Genomic DNA, 19799 nt, shown 5'->3' on the forward strand with positions numbered 1-19799 from the left:
ATCAGAGGGGTATCCAACAAGGTGCCCCTCGTACATGGCCTCTATTGATTCATTGCACATTGATTCCGTCCTGTCGTTTTTACAAGGTTGCGAACAACAGGGCGTCGCCGCCGAAACCATTCTGGCGAAAATCGGCGTTGATCCCTCGGTCATGACCCGACCCAATGCCCGCCTTCCCGCCGACAGGGCCGGGCTGCTGATCGAGACCATCACCCGCACACTGCAAGACGAAACTCTGGGCTTTTTTGATAAACCCAGCCCTCTGGGCAGCATTGAAATGTCGCTCTACGCCAGCATTGGCTGCCACGATTTGAAACAGGCCATTTATCGTTTGGCCAAATACTGGCGCCTGTTCCATCAGGAAATCTCGTTTGAGATGGAAACTTCCGGGGAAGAAGCCCTGCTGACCATGAGTTTTGATCGTAAGGACATGTACGGTCAGGTCAGCTTTTTAACCTGGATCGTGTTTTTCCTGACCCGCTGGTGCAACTGGATCATTGATCAGCCCTTTATTGTCGATCAACTCTATCTGCCGTTTCCGGCAACCCATGAGGCGGAAGATTTTCCCCACATGTTTCCCAGCCGGTTTTATTTTGATCAGAGTAAATTTCAGCTGGTATTCAATCGCCACTATCTGGACAAGCCACTGAAGCGTACCTTTCAGGATGTACCGGAATTTGCCGCACTGATTCCCAACCTGATGAGCTCCCATCGGGTGGATACCAGCCTCACCGGCCAGATTCGCAAGATGCTGCAAAACCTCGACAACATTGATGCCCTGCCACTCAAGGTGGTGGCGGACTCCATGGGCAAATCCCCCGAGACCATTCGCCGCAAACTCAAAGCGGAAGGCACCAGCTTTACCGAGATCAAAGAGAGCGTGCGCCACGATCTGGCCATCTACCAACTGAAGAACACCGACATTGCCATCAATCAGATTGCCTACAATGTCGGCTTTTCAGAACCCAGTGCATTTAACCGCGCGTTTAAAAAATGGACCGGGTTAACGCCGGGGGATTACCGCAATAACATCTGAGCCATTATTGGCTCACCTCCCGCAGCTTCCACATCAGATACACACAGGGCACGACCAGCAACGTCAGGGCAATGGCTGTCACCATCCCCCCCACCAGAGGCGCGGCCAGACGGCTCATAATCTCGGCGCCGGTACCGGTACTGTAGAGAACCGGCAACAAGCCGGCGAGATCGGAAGCGGCTGTCATCAATACCGGGCGCACCCGCATCACCGCGCCATCGCGCACCGCTGCAATCACGGTGTTGCGGTTCAGCGACTCGTCACCGCTGGCCACCTTATCCAGCAACTCTCGCCAGGCCTGATTGAGATAGATCAGCATGATCACCGCGGTCTCCACCGCCAGTCCCGCCAGAGCAATAAAGCCCACGGCCACAGCAATGGAAAAGTTGAAGTCATACCAGTACAGCAACCAGACACCACCCACCAGCGCCAACGGCGTGGTTGCCATAATCAATGCCACTTCCTGAAAGCGCCGGAAGCTCATAAACAGCAGCACCACAATAATGGCCAGCGTCAGGGGTACCACATAGGTCAGCTTGGCTTTGGCCCGCTCCATATACTCATACTGGCCAGCCCAGTTGATGGAATAACCGGGGGGCAAAACCAATTGCTCTGCAACCAGCTCTCTGGCGCGGTCCACGTAGCTGCCCACATCGGTGTCGTTGATGTCGATAAAGGTCCAGCCATTGATGCGGGCGTTTTCACTTTTGATCCCCGGTGGCCCGTCTTCAATGTACACCCGGGCCACGTCCGCCAGCGCGATGCGCAACCCGGATGGCGTTACAATCGGCAACAGCGCCAACTGCTCTGGCGAATCGCGATAGCCCTGCGGGTAGCGGATATTGACCGGATACCGTTCAAGGCCCTCCACCGTCTGGGTGACATTCATACCACCCACCGCGGTGGCGATGACCTGCTGGACATCAGCAATATTGAGATTAAACCGGGCGGCCTTTTCACGATCAATGTCGACCTTGATGTAGCGCCCACCAACCACCCGCTCGGAATAAACCGACGCCGTTCCCGGCAGACCCTTGAGCAGGCTTTCCAGCTGCTCACCGATGTTCTGGATTTGGGTTAAATCCGGCCCGGCCACTTTGATTCCCACCGGGGTTTTGATCCCTGTGGCCAACATATCAATGCGGGTTTTAATGGGCATTACCCAGGCATTGGTCACCCCCGGCAGTTGCACCAGCGCATCCAGTTCAGCCCGCAGTTTTTCCCGGGTCATACCCTCGCGCCATTCACTTCTGGGGTTGAGCTGAATAAAGGTTTCGATCATCGTCAGCGGCGCGGGATCCGTGGCGGTTTCAGCGCGACCGATTTTGCCAAACACGGTTTTCACTTCCGGCACCGTGGCAATCAGCTTGTCGGTCTGTTGCAGCAACTCGCGTGCCTTGCCAATGGAAATACCGGGATAGGTGGTGGGCATATACATCAGATCACCTTCATCCAGCGGCGGCATAAATTCGCTGCCAATTTTACTGGCCGGCCACAGACTGCTGAGCAACACCAGCAACGCCACCAACAGGGTTTTGCCCGGATGGTTTAACACCCGGTTCAGCACCGGTTTGTAGACTTTCAACAAGCCGCGACTGACCGGATTTTTGGTTTCCGGCCGAATCTTGCCTCGCACAAAATAGCCGACCAAGACCGGCACCAGTGTTACCGCCAGAATCGCCGCGGCGGCCATGGCGTAGGTTTTGGTGTACGCCAGCGGAGAAAACATCCGCCCTTCCTGCGCCTCAAGCGTGAACACCGGGAGAAAGCTGACGGTAATGATCAGCAAACTGAAAAATAACGCGGGACCCACTTCAACCGCTGATTTGGCTACTATGTGCCAGCGGTTACTGTCGGTCACTTCGGTTTTTGCCATGTGCCGATGCATATTTTCGATCATCACAATGGCGCCATCGATCATGGTGCCAATCGCCACGGCAATACCACCCAGAGACATGATATTGGCGTTGATGCCCTGCCAATACATCACGATAAACGCCACCAGAATACCAATGGGCAGACTGATGATCGCCACCAGCGAAGAACGCACGTGCATTAAAAAAATCACGCAGACAAACGCCACCACCAGAAATTCCAGCAGCAGGGTTTGCCATAAGTTTTTCACGGCCCGCTCAATCAATCCGGAGCGATCGTAAACGGTGACCACCTCAACGCCATCGGGCAAACTTTGTTTTAACGATTCCAGCTTGTCCTTAACCGCGGCAATGGTGGTCTGGGCATTTTCGCCATAGCGCATCACAATCACGCCACCCACGGTTTCACCCTCGCCATTGAGCTCGGCGATGCCGCGACGCATCTGCGGGCCAATGCCAATCTCGGCAATGTCTTTCAACAGCAGCGGGGTGCCGTTTTTATTCACCCCCAATGGCACATTTTCCAGATCACTGACCGATTGCAGATAGCCCGAGGCGCGCACCATATACTCGGCTTCGGCCAGCTCAATCACCGAGGCTCCGATCTCCTGATTGGCCCGCTGAATGGCCGTCTGTATGTGGGACAGAGGGATACCAAACGCCCTGAGGCGCTCGGGATTCACCCGCACCTGGTACTGTTTCACCATACCGCCCACGGCTGCCACTTCGGACACCCCGGGCACGGCCTGCAATTCAAACTTCAGAAACCAGTCCTGAATCGAGCGTAACTGGCTGATGTCATGCTGGCCGGTGGTGTCCACCAGCGCATAGAGATACACCCAACCCACTCCGGTGGCATCCGGTCCCAGTTGCGGCCGGGCATTATCGGGCAGCAGTGGCGACACCTGACTGAGGTATTCCAGCACCCGGCTGCGGGCCCAGTAGAGATCGGTATCCTCATCAAAAATCACATAGACGTAGGAGTCCCCGAAAAAGGAATAACCGCGTACCGTGACCGCACCGGGGACCGACAACATGGCTGTGGTCAATGGGTAGGTAACCTGATCTTCAACCACCTGCGGCGCCTGACCGGGATAACTGGTTTTGATGATCACCTGCACATCCGACAAATCCGGGATGGCATCGATCGGTGTGTGCCGGACCGAATACAAACCCACTGCGACCAGCATCGCAGCGCCCATCAACACAAAGAAGCGATTACTGACGGACCAGCGAATCAATGTTGCAATCATGTTCGCCTCCTAGTGATGGTGATGCATGGAGTGATCCATCGGTGGATCACTCGGCTCGGGATGATGCATGCGTTTAAAATCGGAATCCCGGCTGGATTCGGAATCGAGCAGAAACTGCGCCGACACCACCACCTTGTCGGTGGACGCCACTCCCTGATCGATGGCGACATGGTCGTCATCGGCATCACCGAGCACCACGGCGACGGATTTGAATCGGCCCTCCCCCAGAGCCAGCACCACCACATCCCGACTGCCCGTTCGGATCACCGCCTGCTTCGGTACCAGCAATTGCGGTGTATCGCTGTCGGTAAAAATCCTGACCTCGGCAAACATATTGGGCTTGAGCAGGCGCTCGGGGTTATCAAAACGCAATCGAACCCTGAGTGTTCGGGTCTGCGGATCCAGTGTCGGGTAGACGTAATCCACCTCCCCCTGCCACGGTTCACCCTGCAGATAATTCAATGACATGGTGACTGGCAAACCGGCTCGGACCAGAGCCGCCTGTCGCTCAAACACTTCGGCCTCGACCCACACCTGATCCAGCCGGCCGATGGACATCATGGTGGTGCCCGGTTTGACGTAGTAGCCCTCGCGAATATTCAGATTGTCGACCACACCGTCCTGCGCCGAGATAAAAGTGATGGCCTGCCGAACCTGACGCTGGCGTTTGAGAGTGCGGATAAAATCGTCGGACATGTGCAGGGCCCGCAGGCGATTTTCGGTAGCGCGCACCAGAGTGTTATTGTTGCGCTCCAGCGCCAGCACATACTCTTCCTGAGCATTCACCAACTCGGGGGAATAGAGATCGTACAGCGGCTGACCCTGCTTGACCGGATCGCCGGCGGCCTTGACGTAAAGGCGCTCAACCCAGCCTTCCACCCGCGGATGGATGTGCACCAACTGATCTTCATCGTATTTTACGTAGCCCACGGTTTTGATTTGCGGTCGCAGCACATCCAATCTCACCGGCGCTACACGCACCCCGAGATTGTTGACCACATCCGGCGAAATTCGAATCACCCCCGGAGCCGGCTCTATCGAAGCCGACTCGGCATAGACAGGGACCAGATCCATGCCCATCGGCGACTTTCCGGGGCCATCGCGACGATAGTCCGGATCCATCGGGGCAACCCAGTACAGAGGCTGGTTTTGTTGCTCCGCATCGGGGTTGCCATCACCGGGCAGCATCCTGCCAATTACAATACCGGCGGCAAGCGCCACAACCGCAGCCATCAATACATATTTCATACTCTTAACCCACAATATCAAGCGTCTGCGCGATGGGCACAGACAAGTATTTATCACATCAGAAAATTCGGGCGCACTGGCCCCGGGGTCAAAGCAGTATGGGGGGTTTAAACAGGTTGGCGCGGTGCGCCGGCAAGAGGTGGTTATTGACCTTTAAAGACAAGGTCAGGGAGGACAGAACCGCAAGGCTGAGACAATCGGCACCAACAGCACTGGAGGTTGAGACACAACTGGAGCAATCGCCTTCACAGCAACCGGACGCTGGCTGGCCAGCATCGCTACTGATCCCGGCCGGCGTATCTCCGTGGCAGGGGCGATCCTGAGCCATCTCAACGCTGGCTTGCATCGGTTCAGCCGCCATGGCAGCGGCCATATGCGCAGCCAACAGGCCATTGGAAAAAACGGCCAATATCAAAAAAACGGCAAAGGATCTGCTGAAGGATTTCATGGATCTATTTTCGATCAAGCCGGGCCCCGTGACAAGTAAATGGGCTATTCTTCCCAGAACTTCCACCATTTTCTGGCATGCTCATCTCGAGAGGCCTGACCGCTTTCCGCCCCCTTTTCAACTTCCTTTCGAGGTTGCTCAGATTTCATGTCAACTTGTTTTTCCATGCCTTTGAGCTTTTCTTTGCTCTTTTTCATTTCCTTGTCTTTGGGCTTTTCCCGCTCTTCGTCATCGACTTCAAGAACATCGTCATCGTATTCATCCTTGGCATTCATAGCGGCCTTGTGAGCGGCCTTCTGCTCAGCAGTCGGCTTACCCTTACCAGCCCATTCCGGTTTATCGGCAGACACAGGCAGAGCCATCGCCACCAGGACAAAGATCGCTAATATTTTTCCGTACATAGACATTGCTCCGATTAGTATGATTTGTATTTAACGCCTTCACACCATCAGTGTAGTCCAGTCAAAAAAACAGAGGCTACGACTCACTTGTCAAAGCTGTCTCTATGGCAAACCACTGGGCAATTTCCGCATTCACAACCGCGGGTTGCTCGCGGTGTAAAAAGTGGCCGGCGTTATCAACCAGCCCCCATTGATACTGGGCGGCTGGCGTAAACAGATCCGCGGCCCGGGGCAGCATTTCCCGGCGCATGTCCTGTTGCCCGCAAAGCACCCGGGTTGGTACCGGTATCGGGTTGTTCAAACGCTGGAAGACATCGGCCAGCTCCGGGTCGCGATAAGCGCTCTGGATGGCGGCCCGATAGTAGGCCAGCGTATCTTCAATGCCGCTCCCCTGCAGCATGGCCGCAATCACTTGATCCACATGGTCGCCATCTTTGAAATCCGGCGACCAGAGCCGCCACAGGAAAGACAGAAACCCGCCTCGCGTCCAGCGAATCAATTTCTCCGGCAGCCAGGGCAACTGAAATAAGAACCAGTGGAATGAGCGAATGCAGTGCCGCGGGGATCGCTTCAGGGTTCGATTGATCTCGGCCGGGTGCGGCACGGCCAACACCATGGCTCGACGCACCTTGTCCGGAAAGGCGCCCAGAATGCCGTAGCTGATGGCAGCGCCCCAATCCTGCCCGACCAGCAATACCGGCTCACCCTGATTCAGCTCATCAATCAAAGCCACCATATCCCGGGCCAGCGTGGCTCGATCAAAGTAACTTGCCGGGCCGGTTGTGGTCGGTGCATAGCCCCGGGTAAAGGGCACGATCACGCGGTAACCGGATTGCGCCAGAAAGCGAATCTGATGCTCCCAGGAATAGGCATTATCCGGATAGCCATGCAGCAGCAACACCATGGGCCCGGTACCGGCTTCCAGATAGCAGTAATCCGCATCGTTGAGACGGATGAATTTGTGCTCGGCGTAATCGATGTTTTTTATGCCGGTACGGCTTTGCTTTGTGTCATTCACGGATTGTTATCCCACCCCACCCAAGACTCTGGCAAGAGAGTAACAACAAGCTCACGACAAAAATTATCAACTTGGTTACCTTTAACCAGAATAGTTTTTGACCTACAGATTGGACCCGAACTGATGAACCCCAGCAACGGACTGACACAACTGGCAGACTTCTATCATCAGCCTTGTTACTGAACTCGATGCGGCCCTAGCCCGCCAGCGCCCGAATTGAGGACTCCAGCGGTTGACCACCGAAATCGGCCCGGGCAGTTTCATCAAAGTCATGCACTTCCGCCACCACCCCGGCTGGATCGCTGAACACCACCGACACCGACAGCGTCTCCAGCTTGTTCAGAATCACCTGATTGGTTCTCAAGCGGGCCGAAAACGCGCTGTCGACAATCAGAATCTTAAAATGAATTTCGTCGGCGATTTCACCCAGATCGGCCAAATCATCCAGAAACAGCAAATCAAAATTATGTTTGACCGTTTTCAGCAGCGATTTGAAATTGCCCGGGGACTGGGTCAACACCACCAGCGCCGATAATGGCTGGGCATCCAGCCCAATGATCTGATTGCGCCCCTTGGCCTTGGCTTCATACAGGGCCGCATCCGCAGCACTGAGGATGGGTTTAAGACTGGTTAAGCGGCTCTGCTGATTGCTGAAGATGCCAACACTGATGGTGACGCAATCGGCCACCTCTGACGCTTTGTGCGGTATCGCCAGTGCCGCGACATTGCGGCAGATTCGCTGGGCAACCACTCTGGCACTCTCCAGATCGGTATTGGACAGAAACAGGGCGAACTCTTCACCACCGTAGCGACAAACCACATCACCGTCATGGCGGGCGCTTTGCATAATGGCTTTGGCCACCTGCTTGAGGCATTCGTCGCCGATAAGATGGCCGTAGGTGTCGTTGTACTTTTTAAAGTAATCGATGTCGATCAGAATGGCCGAGTGATTTTCCGGTGTGCCACTCAGATATTCATCGGCACGATCACTGAAGTACTCGCGATTAAAGCAACCGGTCAGACCGTCTCTGGCTGACAGGGTTTGCAGATCCTGATACTCATGCAGCAAGCGGCGATGCATTTTGACTATGCGCATAAACGCCTTGATTTTGGCACGCAGCACACCGTAAGAGATGGGTTTGATGAGGTAGTCATCGCAACCGGAATCAATACCTTTTTCGTAGCTTTCATCACTGGCATTACTGGTCAGCATGACGATGGGAACCCACTGACTATCGAGACGACTGCGAATGATTCTGGCGGTTTCAAAGCCGTTGATCCCCGGCATTTCCACATCGAGGAAAATCATATCAACGCTGTGTTGATCCAGATACTGCAGCCCCTCTTCACCGCTGGAGCTGAACACCAGAGTATACCCCAGACTGGCCAGCCCCTTTTCCATGGTGCGCTGAACCGTGCTGCTGTCTTCTATGATAAGGATGGTCATCTGGCGGGCAGACATCGAATCAACCTGTCGTTTTATTTATTGTTATTAATTTCGACCAATTATGAATAGAAGCGACGCTTGCTTCAATTACAATAATCAAAATGATTTTCTGGTATAAGTAGATCTTCTGTTTTTTTGTAACTTACTTCTATGCTGCGTGTCTTACTGGCAAACCTGTTATTACTGACTTCTCTGGGTCTTAACGCCAAAGAAGTCCTGACGGTTTTTACCGCAGATAACGGCGCCCCCAAGCACTATCTGGACAGTGACGGCCAGGTAAAAGGCTATGCGGTGGATATAGCCAGAGAGGCCATCGAACGAGTGGGTCTCACTCCCCGGTTAGTTGCCCGTCCCTGGAAGCGGGCGCAACAGGAAGCCATGCTGGGGAAAGGCGTGATCACCGGTTTCTCCAGAACCCCAAGCCGAGAAGCCTATTATTTATTTACCGAGCCACTGTTCAGTGACCGGGTACTGTTGATTTACAATAGCCGTAACCCCATCACCTTTAACGCCTACAACGATCTGGCGGGGCTAAGAATAGGCATATCCAGAGGCAGCAACTACTCCGGCGAATTCAATCAGATGCGCCCACTGTTGATCATGGACGAGGACTCCAGCCATATTCAGCGGCTCAGAAAACTGTTGGCGGGCCGCTTGGACGGCGCCATTTTTTCTGGCGACATGTTCACCATTTTATTTAACGCCGATATGGCCGGGCTCAATGTCGACAACCTGATTCCGGCCGCAAAACCCATTTCAATCGACCCGAATCATCTGGGCATCCCCAACAACCTTCGCGGCTTCGACCCTGAGCATTTGAAGCGGCAACTGGATCAGGCCATTCAGGCCATGCATCAGGACGGCACCATCCAAAAATTCCGACAACACTACAGTCAGGCCCTCAATCAAAAGCTCGATTACCGAACCGCACCGCCGCTTAATGAATAAAGCGATTTAACGACCATGGCGCTATAATTAACCAAATGGTTCAGGCATTTAATTACCTGAGCAGACGCCACCTGACCTGACACCACCTGAGCAGACATTGCCTGGGTAACCAATGGAACCCCTTGAATGCCCCTATTGAGAACCTTGTGTGCCCTGTTTGCCCTGAGCCTTGCTGCTCAGGCGCACGCCAGACCGATGGTGACGTTTACCTGCCCAATCCCCAGCAGCCTGCCCCAGTGGCAGTCATTGACGGAAGTGTTTACCGAAGCATTTGATCGACTGGGCTATGATTTTGCCATGGTGTATCTGCACACCAAGCGCGAATTGTTCAGCCACAAAAACACCGACGATTACGATGGTTTGTGTGTGCGCCTGCAATCCTTCAATCAGGAAGCCGCTGATTACAACCTGCTGTTTATCAATGCCCCCGTGGGAGACCCCTACACCAGTCTGTGGCGCAACAAGGCATCCACCCCGGCGACAGATTCAGGTCAGCCCATCACCTTACAACCAAACACTCAGGCCGGTTTTCTGCGGGGCAGCAGCCTGTCTGAAAAATACATCAACAGCTTTCCGGCAGTCACAGCGATTTCATTTTTACGCCCGGATCAGGGACTGAAAACACTGGCGGCAGGCAGAATAGATTATTGGATCGGTTTTGGTTACACCTCAGATTATCTGGCGGCGAGATTGAATCTGGGTGATACCATAGAAAAGGTTGCCGATATCCGGCAAGACTTTCTCTACCCCTTTCTCAACAAAAAACACGTGGAATTGAAACAACCACTGGAACAGGAAATCGACCGGATCATGGCCGAGAGAGGCACCGTGATCCGGTAGATCAGGGCAGCAGTAATCAATTGGCGGCGGGCGCCTTGATGTCGTTGAAACGGGATTCCAGATCGCGCTTGTGACGTGACAGCATGGGACGCAGAATTTCTGATTTGGCCAGCGCCTGTTTCTCCGGGTAGATGGTTTTATTACTCAGGAACCGATCATCCAGCATGGCTTTGGCACCGTTATTGGTGGTGGCATAGTAGAGGTAATAGGCCAGCTGTGTGGCGTTCTCGGGCTCATTCAGGAATTTGATAAAGTCCCAGGCCGCCTGCTTGTTTTTGGACTTGGCAGACACCACCAGATAATCCACCCAGATGCTGCCGCCTTCTTTCGGCACCACGTATTTGATGCGCGTATCCAGGCGCTGCAGAGTCAGAGCACTGCCGCTGTACATCATGGCCGCGTGCAAATTACCGGAAATCAGCTTGGAGGTTGTCAGCGAATCCATCGGTGGGTGACTCTGATAATCAGCAAAATGATTCTCCAGCAAACCCAGCGCATCATCCATCTCGGCACTGCGTCGGGTATTAAGGGAATACTTTTTGGCCTTCAGAGCCATACCCAGAGTTTCGCGATAGGAATCGAGCACCGACACCTTGCCGCGCAAAGAGCTTGATGGCTGCAACAACTGCCCCCAACTGTTGATGGGGCGATCCACCAGATCACTGCGATAGACAATACCCAGCGTCCCCCAGAAGTAAGGTACCGCGTACCACTCAGCCGCCTGATACGCCTGCCACCACTGTTTGTCGATCATGGACAACTCGCCGGTGTAGCCATCGGGCAAGGCCGCCAGCCAGCCCTTGCGCACAAACTTTTCCAGCACCAGACCGTTGAGAAGAATGATATCGAGGCCCTCACCGCGACTTTCGGTAATCATGCTGTCGCGCTGCTCGTTGGAAATATACTGCTGGGTGACAATATCGATTCCGGCCTGCTCTTCAAACTTCTCGACCAATTCCGGATCGATGTAGTCCTGCCAGCTCAAAAACTTGAGGGATTCGGCGGATGCCGCTGATGTAAAAAAAGTCAAAGACAGCGCCGTTGCAAACGAAGCTGCCAATAACATCGGTAGCTTTCGGGCAGCCTTCATGTCATTAACCTGTTTATTATTTTAGATATGATCGTTTTTTAACAAAAATGGCGACGTTGTGAAACCCCCTCCCCGGCCAAATGCCATTTAAATCTTTATTCCCCTGAGTCAACGACTTATCAGCCCTATGCAGTCACACCCGCAGGCAGCATAACCCCGGTTGAATAATGCTAAGATCGCGTATGGATAAAAAACTGCAACACACGATTTGTCAGATCACCGGCGCCGAAGCCATCGGACGCGCGGAACAAATCCAACCCCTGTGGAGTAATTACGGCAGCCTGATGCGTCTGCGCATGACCGGAGGCGAGCTGCCATCGGTGATACTCAAACTCATTCAATTGCCCGATGGCGATCAGCACCCCAGAGGCTGGAACACCAACCTTTCGCACCAACGCAAACTCAAATCCTATCAGGTGGAGGCCCACTGGTATCAACGCTACGCGCAACAGTGCGATCGACACTGCCCGGTGCCACAGTGCCTGAGTGTGCATGAGAGCGATCAGGAAACTTTTTTATTGCTGACGGATTTGCATCTGTCAGGTTTTACCCAAGTCAAAGAAAATGCCAGCATGGCAGATATCCAGCAGTGTTTGAGCTGGTTGGCTTGGTTTCACGCCACCTTTATGGCAACTCCCCCAGAGGGGCTCTGGCACTGTGGCAGCTACTGGCATCTGGATACCCGCCCCGATGAACTGGCAGCCCTGACGGATAAAGAACTGCAACAGGCCGCCAGCAAAATTGATCAAACCCTGAATCAGGCTCGCTTTCAAACTCTGATTCACGGTGACGCCAAGCTCGCCAACTTTTGCTTTTCGGCAACCGCGGTGGCAGCAGTGGATTTTCAGTACGTTGGCGGCGGCTGCGGCATCAAAGACGTGGCCTACTTTCTGGGCAGCTGCCTGCACGAGGAGCAATGCGAGCAGCTGGAACAACCTCTGCTCAACTATTATTTTGAACAGCTGCATGAGGCTCTGGAGGTCAGACAACCGAAGCTGGATGCCACCGCTGTAGAGCGGGAATGGCGCTCACTGTTCGATGTGTCCTGGGCCGACTTTCATCGATTTTTAAAAGGCTGGAGCCCCGGGCACTGGAAGCTCAACAGCTACAGTGAAAAGCTCACCCGGCGCGTCATTGAACGCCTGACGTCAGCGCCGTGAACACATCCTTATGATTCTGACCCAGTCACAACTCAGCAGCCTGTGCCAGATTGCCGCAATCGCGGCAATGGAGGCGGGCGAGTACATTGCCAGTGTTGATCGGCAAACACTGATGACCGAGCACAAAAATACCGGCTCGAGCAAGGCCTCTCAAATCGTGACCGAGGTGGATCGCCACTGCGACCAGCTGATCCGACAACATTTGCTGCCCTCCTGTCGCCAGTTCGATCTGGGATTACTGACCGAAGAAAATCTCGACGCCTGCCAAGAAGGCATCCGCGACCGTTTTGAGGCAACCTATTTCTGGTGTGTTGATCCGCTGGACGGCACCTTGCCGTTTGTGCAGGGCCGAGCCGGCTACGCGGTCGCCATTGCTCTGGTCGCCAGAGACGGCAAGCCGGTTGTGGGCGTAGTCTACGACCCGGTAACGGCCGATCTCTTTACCGCCATTGAGGGCCGTGGTATCGAAAAGAATGCAGAACCCATCCCCACTGCCCCCAAACATCTGGCAAGTACCCTGCACCTGTTTGCCGACAACAGTTTCAAGAGTCACAGCCATTACCCGCTGATCATGCGCCAAATGGCAAGCATTGCCCGTGATCTCGGCGCTGGCGAGATCAACCTTCACTGTGGCGCTGGCGCGGTACAAAATGCCTGCCAGATTCTGGATTACCCGCTGGCCTGTTATTTCAAGACAGCAAAACAACAGGAAGGTGGTGGCAGCTTGTGGGACTTTGCAGCCAGCGCCTGCCTGATCAACGAAGCCGGCGGCTGGGTGAGCAATATGGTCGGTCAGCCACTGGATCTGAATCGCCCCGACTCAACCTTTATGAATCATCAGGGGGTGCTGTTTGCGTCCGATCAGGCTCTGGCACAAGCGATTATTGCCATGGCCAATGAACTGCCGGCCACTGAAACCTGATCAGAATAAATTTATTGTCCGCCCTGCCCGGCGGACAATTGTGATCTGAGTCGATCCACCACCTCTGGCGGTGCCACTGCACTCAATTCATTGATGCACTGAGCGGCATTAAAAGCCTGATAGCGCACCTGCATATCACACAGAGCAAACAGGTGGCGTGGATCGCCGCCAAGGTCGTAGGCCTGACGCAGGGATTTCATGGCCTTGCCGGTATCGCTCTTCTCCAGCGTCAGCCCCATCACATAGTGATACTGAGCATTGTTGGGATCGCCTTTGATGGCGTTGGCAAAGCTGGCTACCGCATCGCTGGTTTTGGCCGCCCGAATATTGGCCAGCCCCAGACGGTAATAGATGGCAGAGTTGCGCACGACAGCCCGAGCCCCCTGGGTCAACACCTCCACCACCTGATCTTCAGAGCCTCCACCACGGCGATACAATTCCGCCAGATTCATATAGGCCTGAGACGAATTGGGCTCAATCTTAATCGCCGTTTTAAAGGCCTCAATCGCCTTGGCATCGTTACCCTGATAGGCGTGAACGGTACCAATATTGTTGTGGGAGAAACCGCGATCGTAGTTAAACTCCTGCGCCAACAGATACTCGTCCAGCGCAGGCTGCAATTGCGCCTGCTGCTCGGCAGATAACTGCGGCCACAGGGATGCCAGAGTAACGGCCGCTTCCATTCTGACGGCCAGCACCTTGTCTTGCAGCAGCGGCGACAATACCCGCCAGCGCTCATTCAAACCCAGACCGGCGCCACCGCGGGCCGCCGCCAGACGAATAAATTCATCGGGGTCTTTGGCTCCTCGGGCAATGGCCACCAGGCTGTTGTTGTCCGACAAGGGTGTCATTCGCTCAATCGCCGAGGCTCTGATGATCGGCGCATTGAGTTTATTTTGCGCCACATGGGACAGCGCACTGGCAGCCTGCATATAGCCGGCATCAATCGCCGAGAATACCGGCGCAAAATGTTTCTCCTCGCGGATTTCTGAATCCGGATGCCATTGCGCAACTTGAGCGGAACTCCACTGGGAATCCTTGTCTTGATGACAACTCAGGCAGGTATCGGGGGTACCCAACTGTTGCGACATATCCGGCCTTGGCACGTGCCAACCGTGGTCGCGGCGCGGGTCCACCTGCATGTAGGTGGTCGCCGGCATATGACAGCTAACACACTGGGCCCCGGCACTGTCCAGCGGATGCTGGTGATGGTCTTTAACCGCGTATTGATCCGCCTGATGACACTGCAGGCACACCGACTCAATGGGAATGATCAGCTCATTGGAATGGGGGTTGTGGCAATTGGTGCAGGTCACACCACTGCGGCTCATCTTGCTCTGTAAGAACGAACCATAGACAAACACCTCGTCGTAGATCTGGCCGTCGGCGTGATACAGATCGCGATTGATCAGACTCAGCATATAGCGGTCGCCAAAGGCATCGCTTTTGACGTGATCCTTTTCACTGATCTGCACATGCCGGCTGTGGCACTGGGCACATACCTGAGTCTGCTGGGTGTGTTCAATTTTTTCCGGTGACAGGGTGCTTTGCCCCTCTTTGGCCAGCCAGTTGTTTACCGCCTTGGCCAGCGTGCGATCGAAGCCCTTGTGCGGCAGGGCGCCGTCTTTATTATTGAGCCAATCCATATGGCCACTGGCCGGACCGTGGCAAGCCTCACAGCCAACATTGATCTCGCTAAAGGTGGTGTTGTAAGTATTGGTGTTTAAATCGTAATTTTTTTCCAGATTGGTGGAGTGGCAATCGGCGCACATGTAGTTCCAGTTCTGACCGGTGTTGGTCCAGAAAAATTCTTCGCGGCTGTCGGTAAATTCCGGATACAGATGGAACCAGCGCTGACCGCCTTCGGCTTGCGGGCGCGAGTCCCAGGCAAAGGGGATCAACTGCACCCGACCATCCTCAAACTCCACCATATACTGCTGCAATGGCGTATAGCCGAAGGTGTATTTGATTTGATAATCGTTGAACTGACCGGTCGGACCTTTGATATTGACCCAGTACTCTTTACCCTGACGATAAAAGCGATTGGCCTCACCGTTAAAATCAAACTCGACGTTATCAAAGTCACCCTGCACGGCATCCTCGCGAGCATGGCGCATGGACATATCGTGATGGGAACCCTGCCAGAGCTTATACTCCTGCTCGTGACACCCGGCACAGCTTTCCGTGCCCATATACTTGAGTTCACTGGCTTGCAGGCTCAGTGGCGCAAATAACAAACTGATGAAAAACAGGACTCTGGGTAAATTCATTTTTATTCTGCATCCTCTTGTACTTGCTCAGCATCCATTGCAAGTCGAAAACCGATATCCGGCATGCGGACATTACTGGTCGCGCCGTCGCGGCGATAAATCTTGGATTCTTCCGCGTCAAATTCGTAGCCACCGCCTCGAGTCACTTTCATGGCTTTGGCTTTCACGGGCTTACCGGCATCGAACATCGGATTTACTCGGGGTTGGTTACTGTATAGGCGCTGATTCATATCGTCGAGACAAAACTCCCACAGATTGCCCATCATATCGTAAAGGCCCAATTCATTGGGTTTTTTCAGCCCCACCGGGTGGGATTTGCGATCGGCGTTACCGGCGTACCAGGCCACTTCGTCAATATTGTCCGAACCACTGTAGGCATAGCCCCGAGACTGGTTGCCACCTTTGGCGGCGAAAGCCCACTCGGCCTCGGTGGGAAGTCGAAAATTCTTGCCGGTTGCCTGATTGAGCTTGTTCAGAAAGGCGTGAATATTCATCCAACTGATGTTATTGACCGGGCACTCCGCACAGGGATGGTAACTGACGTTCCAGCCCATCACCCGCTCAAACAACTGCTGAGTCACTTCGGTCTTGCCGATATAAAAGCTGTCCAGAGTCACCTGATGGGCCGGCTTTTCCCGAGCGTGGGCCTGCTCTTCATCGGACCCCATGGTAAAGGTGCCCGACTCGACCCGCACCATCTGTTGCATCAACTGTTTGATCTGCGCATCGGAGAACACCGTGGCTTCTGCGGTCTGCTTGGCCGTTTCGGCCAAGGTGGTAAAACTCAATGACGCACCCAGCGTCAAAGCCCCCATCCATGTTACGGTTTTTTGAAGCATTGTCCGGCCTCATCTGTTTTATGTGTGTGGTTGTTTTGTTTAGAGATATTACGCATCAGCATAGTTGTTTACCCAAAAAAAAGAGCCGCTATTGCGACTCTTTTTCGTGTTTACTTACTCTTACTTGTAAGTAGTGTTTTGCCAGATTTGCATTTGCTCTACAGCATCATCCAAAGACCAGGAGCCAGGCGCCTGAGTTGGCGGGAATTCTTTGAAGGTATTCAGGAATTCCATGGACTTCATTACCGCAGGGCCAAACATGTACATGCGATCCACGAACCAGCGATCAAACTGACCAGATTCTTCGTGAGCAATTTCGTATGGATCCTGACGCAGGTTGGTAATCAGCGGCATACGACGTGGTTGCAACTGACAAGCCCACACTTCCAGACCTTCACACTTCTGCTCCATGAACAGGAACTTCCAGTCATTGTAACGAAGAGCCGCTACATCACCGCTGTCGGTGGCGTAAATGTAAGTTTCACGCGGCCAATCGGGGTTGTTGTCGGCGGTAGTGTTCTTACCTTTCACCAGGTGTGGCAGCAGGTTATAACCATCCAGATGGTTTTTGTACTTGCGACCATTGATGGTAGTACCTTTTTTCAACTTGGCTTTGACTTTGGTATCGCCAGTCGCTGCCAGAATAGTAGGTACCCAGTCATTGTGTGCAGTCAGCTCGTTAACCACCTGACCCGCTGGGATCTTGGCTGGGTAGCGAACCATGGCCGGTACGCGGAAACCACCGTCCCAGGTTGTGTTTTTCTCACCTTTGTAGCGTGAAGTACCGCCATCAGGCCAGGAGAACTTCTCGGCACCGTTATCGGTGGAATACAGCACAATGGTGTTATCGGCAATTTTCAGATCGTCCAGTTTATCCAGCAGCTGACCGACGTGGCCATCGTGCTCAACCAGACCGTCACCGTAGAGACCACCGCGTACAGACAGACCTTCGCTTTCAGGCTTCAGGTGGGTCCAGACGTGCATGCGTGAGGCGTTAAACCAGACAAAGAAAGGTTTCTTGGCGGCGTGGGCCTTATCGATAAATTTCAGGGACGCAGACAGGAACTCTTCATCCACCGTCTCCATACGCTTCTTGGTCAGAGGACCGGTGTCCTCAATTTTGCCATCAGCCGTCGACTTAATAACACCGCGGGGCGCAAAACGCTCTTTCAAACCGCCAGCCATAAAGCTGTCATAGTCTCTGTTTTCCGGCTCTTCCTCGGCGTTCAAGTGGTAGAGGTTGCCAAAGAACTCATCGAAACCGTGGTTGGTTGGCAGATGCTCGTCCTGATCACCAAAGTGGTTTTTACCGAACTGGGCCGTCATATAGCCCTTGTCTTTCAACAGACCGGCCAAGGTCACATCGCGCTCGCGCATACCTTCTTTGGCACCCGGCATACCCACTTTGGTCAGACCGGTACGCATGGGGGTGCTGACCGGTAATAAACGCGGCACGACCCGCGGTACAGGAGTTTTCACCGTAGTAATCGGTAAAGATGGCGCCTTCTTTGGCGATGCGGTCGATGTTCGGCGTCCAGTGGCCGGCCTGACCCATGGTGTAGGCACTGAGGTTATCCATACCGATGTCATCACCCCAGATGGCGAGAACGTTTGGCTTGGATGGGTTCGTCGTCGCCATGGCGGCGGCCGACAGAGCAAAAATACTGGCACTCAGCAATGAGCGCTTGAGGAGATTATTTTTCATCGTAAAGATTCCCTGTTAGTACTTCTAAAAATGAATTTACTACCGTAATACTTACTTCTATTCAGCCGGTTCTAGATCACCAACTTGTGAGTGCAGTATTAACGCTACGGGCAACTTTGGATGTGTACTTTGTGTGAAAGTTTGTGACTTTACGAAAAAAAACGTTGCGGGTTTGCGCGCGCTGAAAAATCGTCTTCAGCCGCCAAGCAGGGCGCTACCCAACAGCCAGACAACGACAAAGGCGTCAGTCACTCCGACCCAAATAACCCAAGCTCATTGGGTATAGCACATAATGAAGGCACCATCAGACATCAGCTTTCAATTAGCGCCTCTCGACAAAGCTGCTGCAGCAGCTGCAAGGCATCTACACGGGAATAATTGGGCCTGACCAGAAACGCGATGCGGCGGTGAGGGCCGGGTTCACTCAGATGCACGGCACGCAACTGATCGTTTTCGGCAATCAGCTGTTCCAGCGCCATGGCCGGTACCAGCGTGGTGCCCAACTGACCTTTCACCATCTGGATCAGGGTGTTGAGACTGGTGGCGCCAAAGCCGTGATTGGCACTTTGAGCCTGCTCGAACTTACAGGCATCGAGAATGTGATCCTTGAGACAATGCCCCTCTTTAAGCAGCATCAGACTGGCCTGATCCAGCTCCTTGCTGGCAATTTCGGCTTGCCCCGCCTGCTGATTGCTGCTGTGAGCCACCCAGTAAAAATCTTCCTGCCAGAATTCAAACGACAACAGTCCCTCACAGGGATAGGGCAACGCCAGAATCGCAGTATCGATTTCGCCACGCCGAACCATATCCACCAGCACATGGGATTGCTCTTCCACCACATTGAGCTGAAACTCCGGATACTGCTGGTTAATGGCCGGTAAAATTTTGGGCAACAGATAGGGACCAATGGTAGGGATAATGCCGATGTCCATGGGATAGCCCAGCGGGCTTTCACCACTCTTGGCGAGGTTTTGCAGATCGTCTACCTGCAACATGATGGTTCGGGCCTGTTGCAAAATCTGACGCCCCAGGGGCGTTACCAGCACCTTTTTGTTGTCCCGTTCAAACAGCTGAACACCCAACTGCTTTTCCAGCTCATTCAGTGCGGTACTGAGGGCCGACTGGCTGACAAAACAATTCTCTGCCGCTTTTTTAAAGTGCAGTGTTTTTTCTACGGCCAATGCGTAGTGCAATTGCTTCAGGGTAATCACGACTCAATCTCTGTCATTAAATTTTTAGATCACAATAGCAATGACATCCTAATTAACCAAACAAAAATTGACCCTGTTGTGACTTAAGA

The 19799-nt window shown here is 53.7% G+C and carries 17 protein-coding genes; 5 read left to right on the plus strand and 12 right to left on the minus strand.

The genetic code is table 11. The features are described 5' to 3' along the window. Positions 1 to 34: 34 nt before the first annotated feature. Positions 35 to 1036 carry an AraC family transcriptional regulator ligand-binding domain-containing protein gene (locus tag ACPXV9_RS00755; RefSeq protein WP_423893759.1) on the plus strand — a complete coding sequence of 334 codons (1002 nt, stop codon included), beginning with the start codon at positions 35 to 37 and terminating at the stop codon, positions 1034 to 1036. 4 nt (positions 1037 to 1040) lie between these two features. Here ACPXV9_RS00755 and ACPXV9_RS00760 read toward each other — a convergent pair whose 3' ends face one another. The 6 genes from ACPXV9_RS00760 to ACPXV9_RS00785 all read right to left on the minus strand — a co-directional run bounded on the left by ACPXV9_RS00760 (position 1041) and on the right by ACPXV9_RS00785 (position 8740). Continuing rightward, positions 1041 to 4163, minus strand: coding sequence for an efflux RND transporter permease subunit (locus ACPXV9_RS00760; protein ID WP_423893760.1), 3123 nt, complete (start codon positions 4161 to 4163; stop codon positions 1041 to 1043). Positions 4164 to 4172: 9 nt separating this feature from the next. Further along, positions 4173 to 5411, minus strand: coding sequence for an efflux RND transporter periplasmic adaptor subunit (locus tag ACPXV9_RS00765; RefSeq protein WP_423893761.1), 1239 nt, complete (start codon positions 5409 to 5411; stop codon positions 4173 to 4175). A gap of 88 nt (positions 5412 to 5499) precedes the next feature. Next, a complete protein-coding gene (locus tag ACPXV9_RS00770) occupies positions 5500 to 5859 on the minus strand; it encodes a hypothetical protein (RefSeq protein ID WP_423893762.1) in 360 nt (119 codons plus the stop codon). 44 nt (positions 5860 to 5903) lie between these two features. Further along, the gene (locus ACPXV9_RS00775) at positions 5904 to 6260 is read right to left on the minus strand and encodes a hypothetical protein (protein ID WP_423893763.1); all 357 of its coding nucleotides are present in this window, start codon (positions 6258 to 6260) and stop codon (positions 5904 to 5906) included. Between the two features lie 76 nt (positions 6261 to 6336). Beyond that, positions 6337 to 7278 carry an alpha/beta fold hydrolase gene (locus ACPXV9_RS00780; RefSeq protein WP_423893764.1) on the minus strand — a complete coding sequence of 314 codons (942 nt, stop codon included), beginning with the start codon at positions 7276 to 7278 and terminating at the stop codon, positions 6337 to 6339. Positions 7279 to 7474: 196 nt separating this feature from the next. Continuing rightward, the gene (locus ACPXV9_RS00785) at positions 7475 to 8740 is read right to left on the minus strand and encodes a diguanylate cyclase domain-containing protein (RefSeq protein WP_423893765.1); all 1266 of its coding nucleotides are present in this window, start codon (positions 8738 to 8740) and stop codon (positions 7475 to 7477) included. Between the two features lie 135 nt (positions 8741 to 8875). On the opposite strand from ACPXV9_RS00785, the gene ACPXV9_RS00790 reads away from it, so the two are divergent. Both ACPXV9_RS00790 and ACPXV9_RS00795 read left to right on the plus strand, forming a co-directional pair. Next, positions 8876 to 9673, plus strand: coding sequence for a substrate-binding periplasmic protein (locus ACPXV9_RS00790; protein WP_423893766.1), 798 nt, complete (start codon positions 8876 to 8878; stop codon positions 9671 to 9673). Positions 9674 to 9799: 126 nt separating this feature from the next. Then, entirely contained in the window at positions 9800 to 10513 is a 714-nt protein-coding gene (locus ACPXV9_RS00795) for a hypothetical protein (RefSeq protein WP_423893767.1), read from the plus strand. A 16-nt stretch (positions 10514 to 10529) separates the two neighbouring features. On the opposite strand, the gene ACPXV9_RS00800 is transcribed toward ACPXV9_RS00795, so the two are convergent. Continuing rightward, complete coding sequence (locus tag ACPXV9_RS00800; RefSeq protein WP_423893768.1) at positions 10530 to 11603, minus strand: polyamine ABC transporter substrate-binding protein; 1074 nt, start codon at positions 11601 to 11603, stop codon at positions 10530 to 10532. Positions 11604 to 11785: 182 nt separating this feature from the next. Here ACPXV9_RS00800 and ACPXV9_RS00805 point away from each other — a divergent pair, with 182 nt between their 5' ends. Both ACPXV9_RS00805 and ACPXV9_RS00810 read left to right on the plus strand, forming a co-directional pair. Then, entirely contained in the window at positions 11786 to 12763 is a 978-nt protein-coding gene (locus tag ACPXV9_RS00805; protein WP_423893769.1) for a phosphotransferase, read from the plus strand. Positions 12764 to 12773: 10 nt separating this feature from the next. Next, positions 12774 to 13685 carry a 3'(2'),5'-bisphosphate nucleotidase CysQ family protein gene (locus ACPXV9_RS00810; protein WP_423893770.1) on the plus strand — a complete coding sequence of 304 codons (912 nt, stop codon included), beginning with the start codon at positions 12774 to 12776 and terminating at the stop codon, positions 13683 to 13685. Positions 13686 to 13696: 11 nt separating this feature from the next. Here the strand turns inward: ACPXV9_RS00810 and ACPXV9_RS00815 are convergent, their stop codons facing one another. The 5 genes from ACPXV9_RS00815 to ACPXV9_RS00835 form a co-directional block, all read right to left on the minus strand. Further along, entirely contained in the window at positions 13697 to 15955 is a 2259-nt protein-coding gene (locus ACPXV9_RS00815; protein ID WP_423893771.1) for a multiheme c-type cytochrome, read from the minus strand. 2 nt (positions 15956 to 15957) lie between these two features. Further along, positions 15958 to 16794, minus strand: a complete 837-nt coding sequence (locus tag ACPXV9_RS00820) for a formylglycine-generating enzyme family protein (RefSeq protein ID WP_423893772.1) — start codon at positions 16792 to 16794, stop codon at positions 15958 to 15960. A 120-nt stretch (positions 16795 to 16914) separates the two neighbouring features. After that, positions 16915 to 18219 (minus strand): sulfatase-like hydrolase/transferase, encoded by a 1305-nt coding sequence (locus ACPXV9_RS00825; RefSeq protein ID WP_423893773.1) that lies wholly within the window; start codon positions 18217 to 18219, stop codon positions 16915 to 16917. After that, entirely contained in the window at positions 18101 to 18499 is a 399-nt protein-coding gene (locus ACPXV9_RS00830) for a sulfatase-like hydrolase/transferase (RefSeq protein ID WP_423893774.1), read from the minus strand. Before ACPXV9_RS00830 ends, ACPXV9_RS00825 begins: the two co-directional genes overlap by 119 nt. Positions 18500 to 18810: 311 nt before the next feature. Next, positions 18811 to 19710 (minus strand): LysR substrate-binding domain-containing protein, encoded by a 900-nt coding sequence (locus ACPXV9_RS00835; protein WP_423893775.1) that lies wholly within the window; start codon positions 19708 to 19710, stop codon positions 18811 to 18813. Between the last annotated feature and the right edge of the window lie 89 nt (positions 19711 to 19799).

This window comes from Candidatus Pelagadaptatus aseana, from assembly GCF_040362265.1.
In the GTDB taxonomy this organism is placed as follows: domain Bacteria; phylum Pseudomonadota; class Gammaproteobacteria; order Pseudomonadales; family Cellvibrionaceae; genus Pelagadaptatus; species Pelagadaptatus aseana.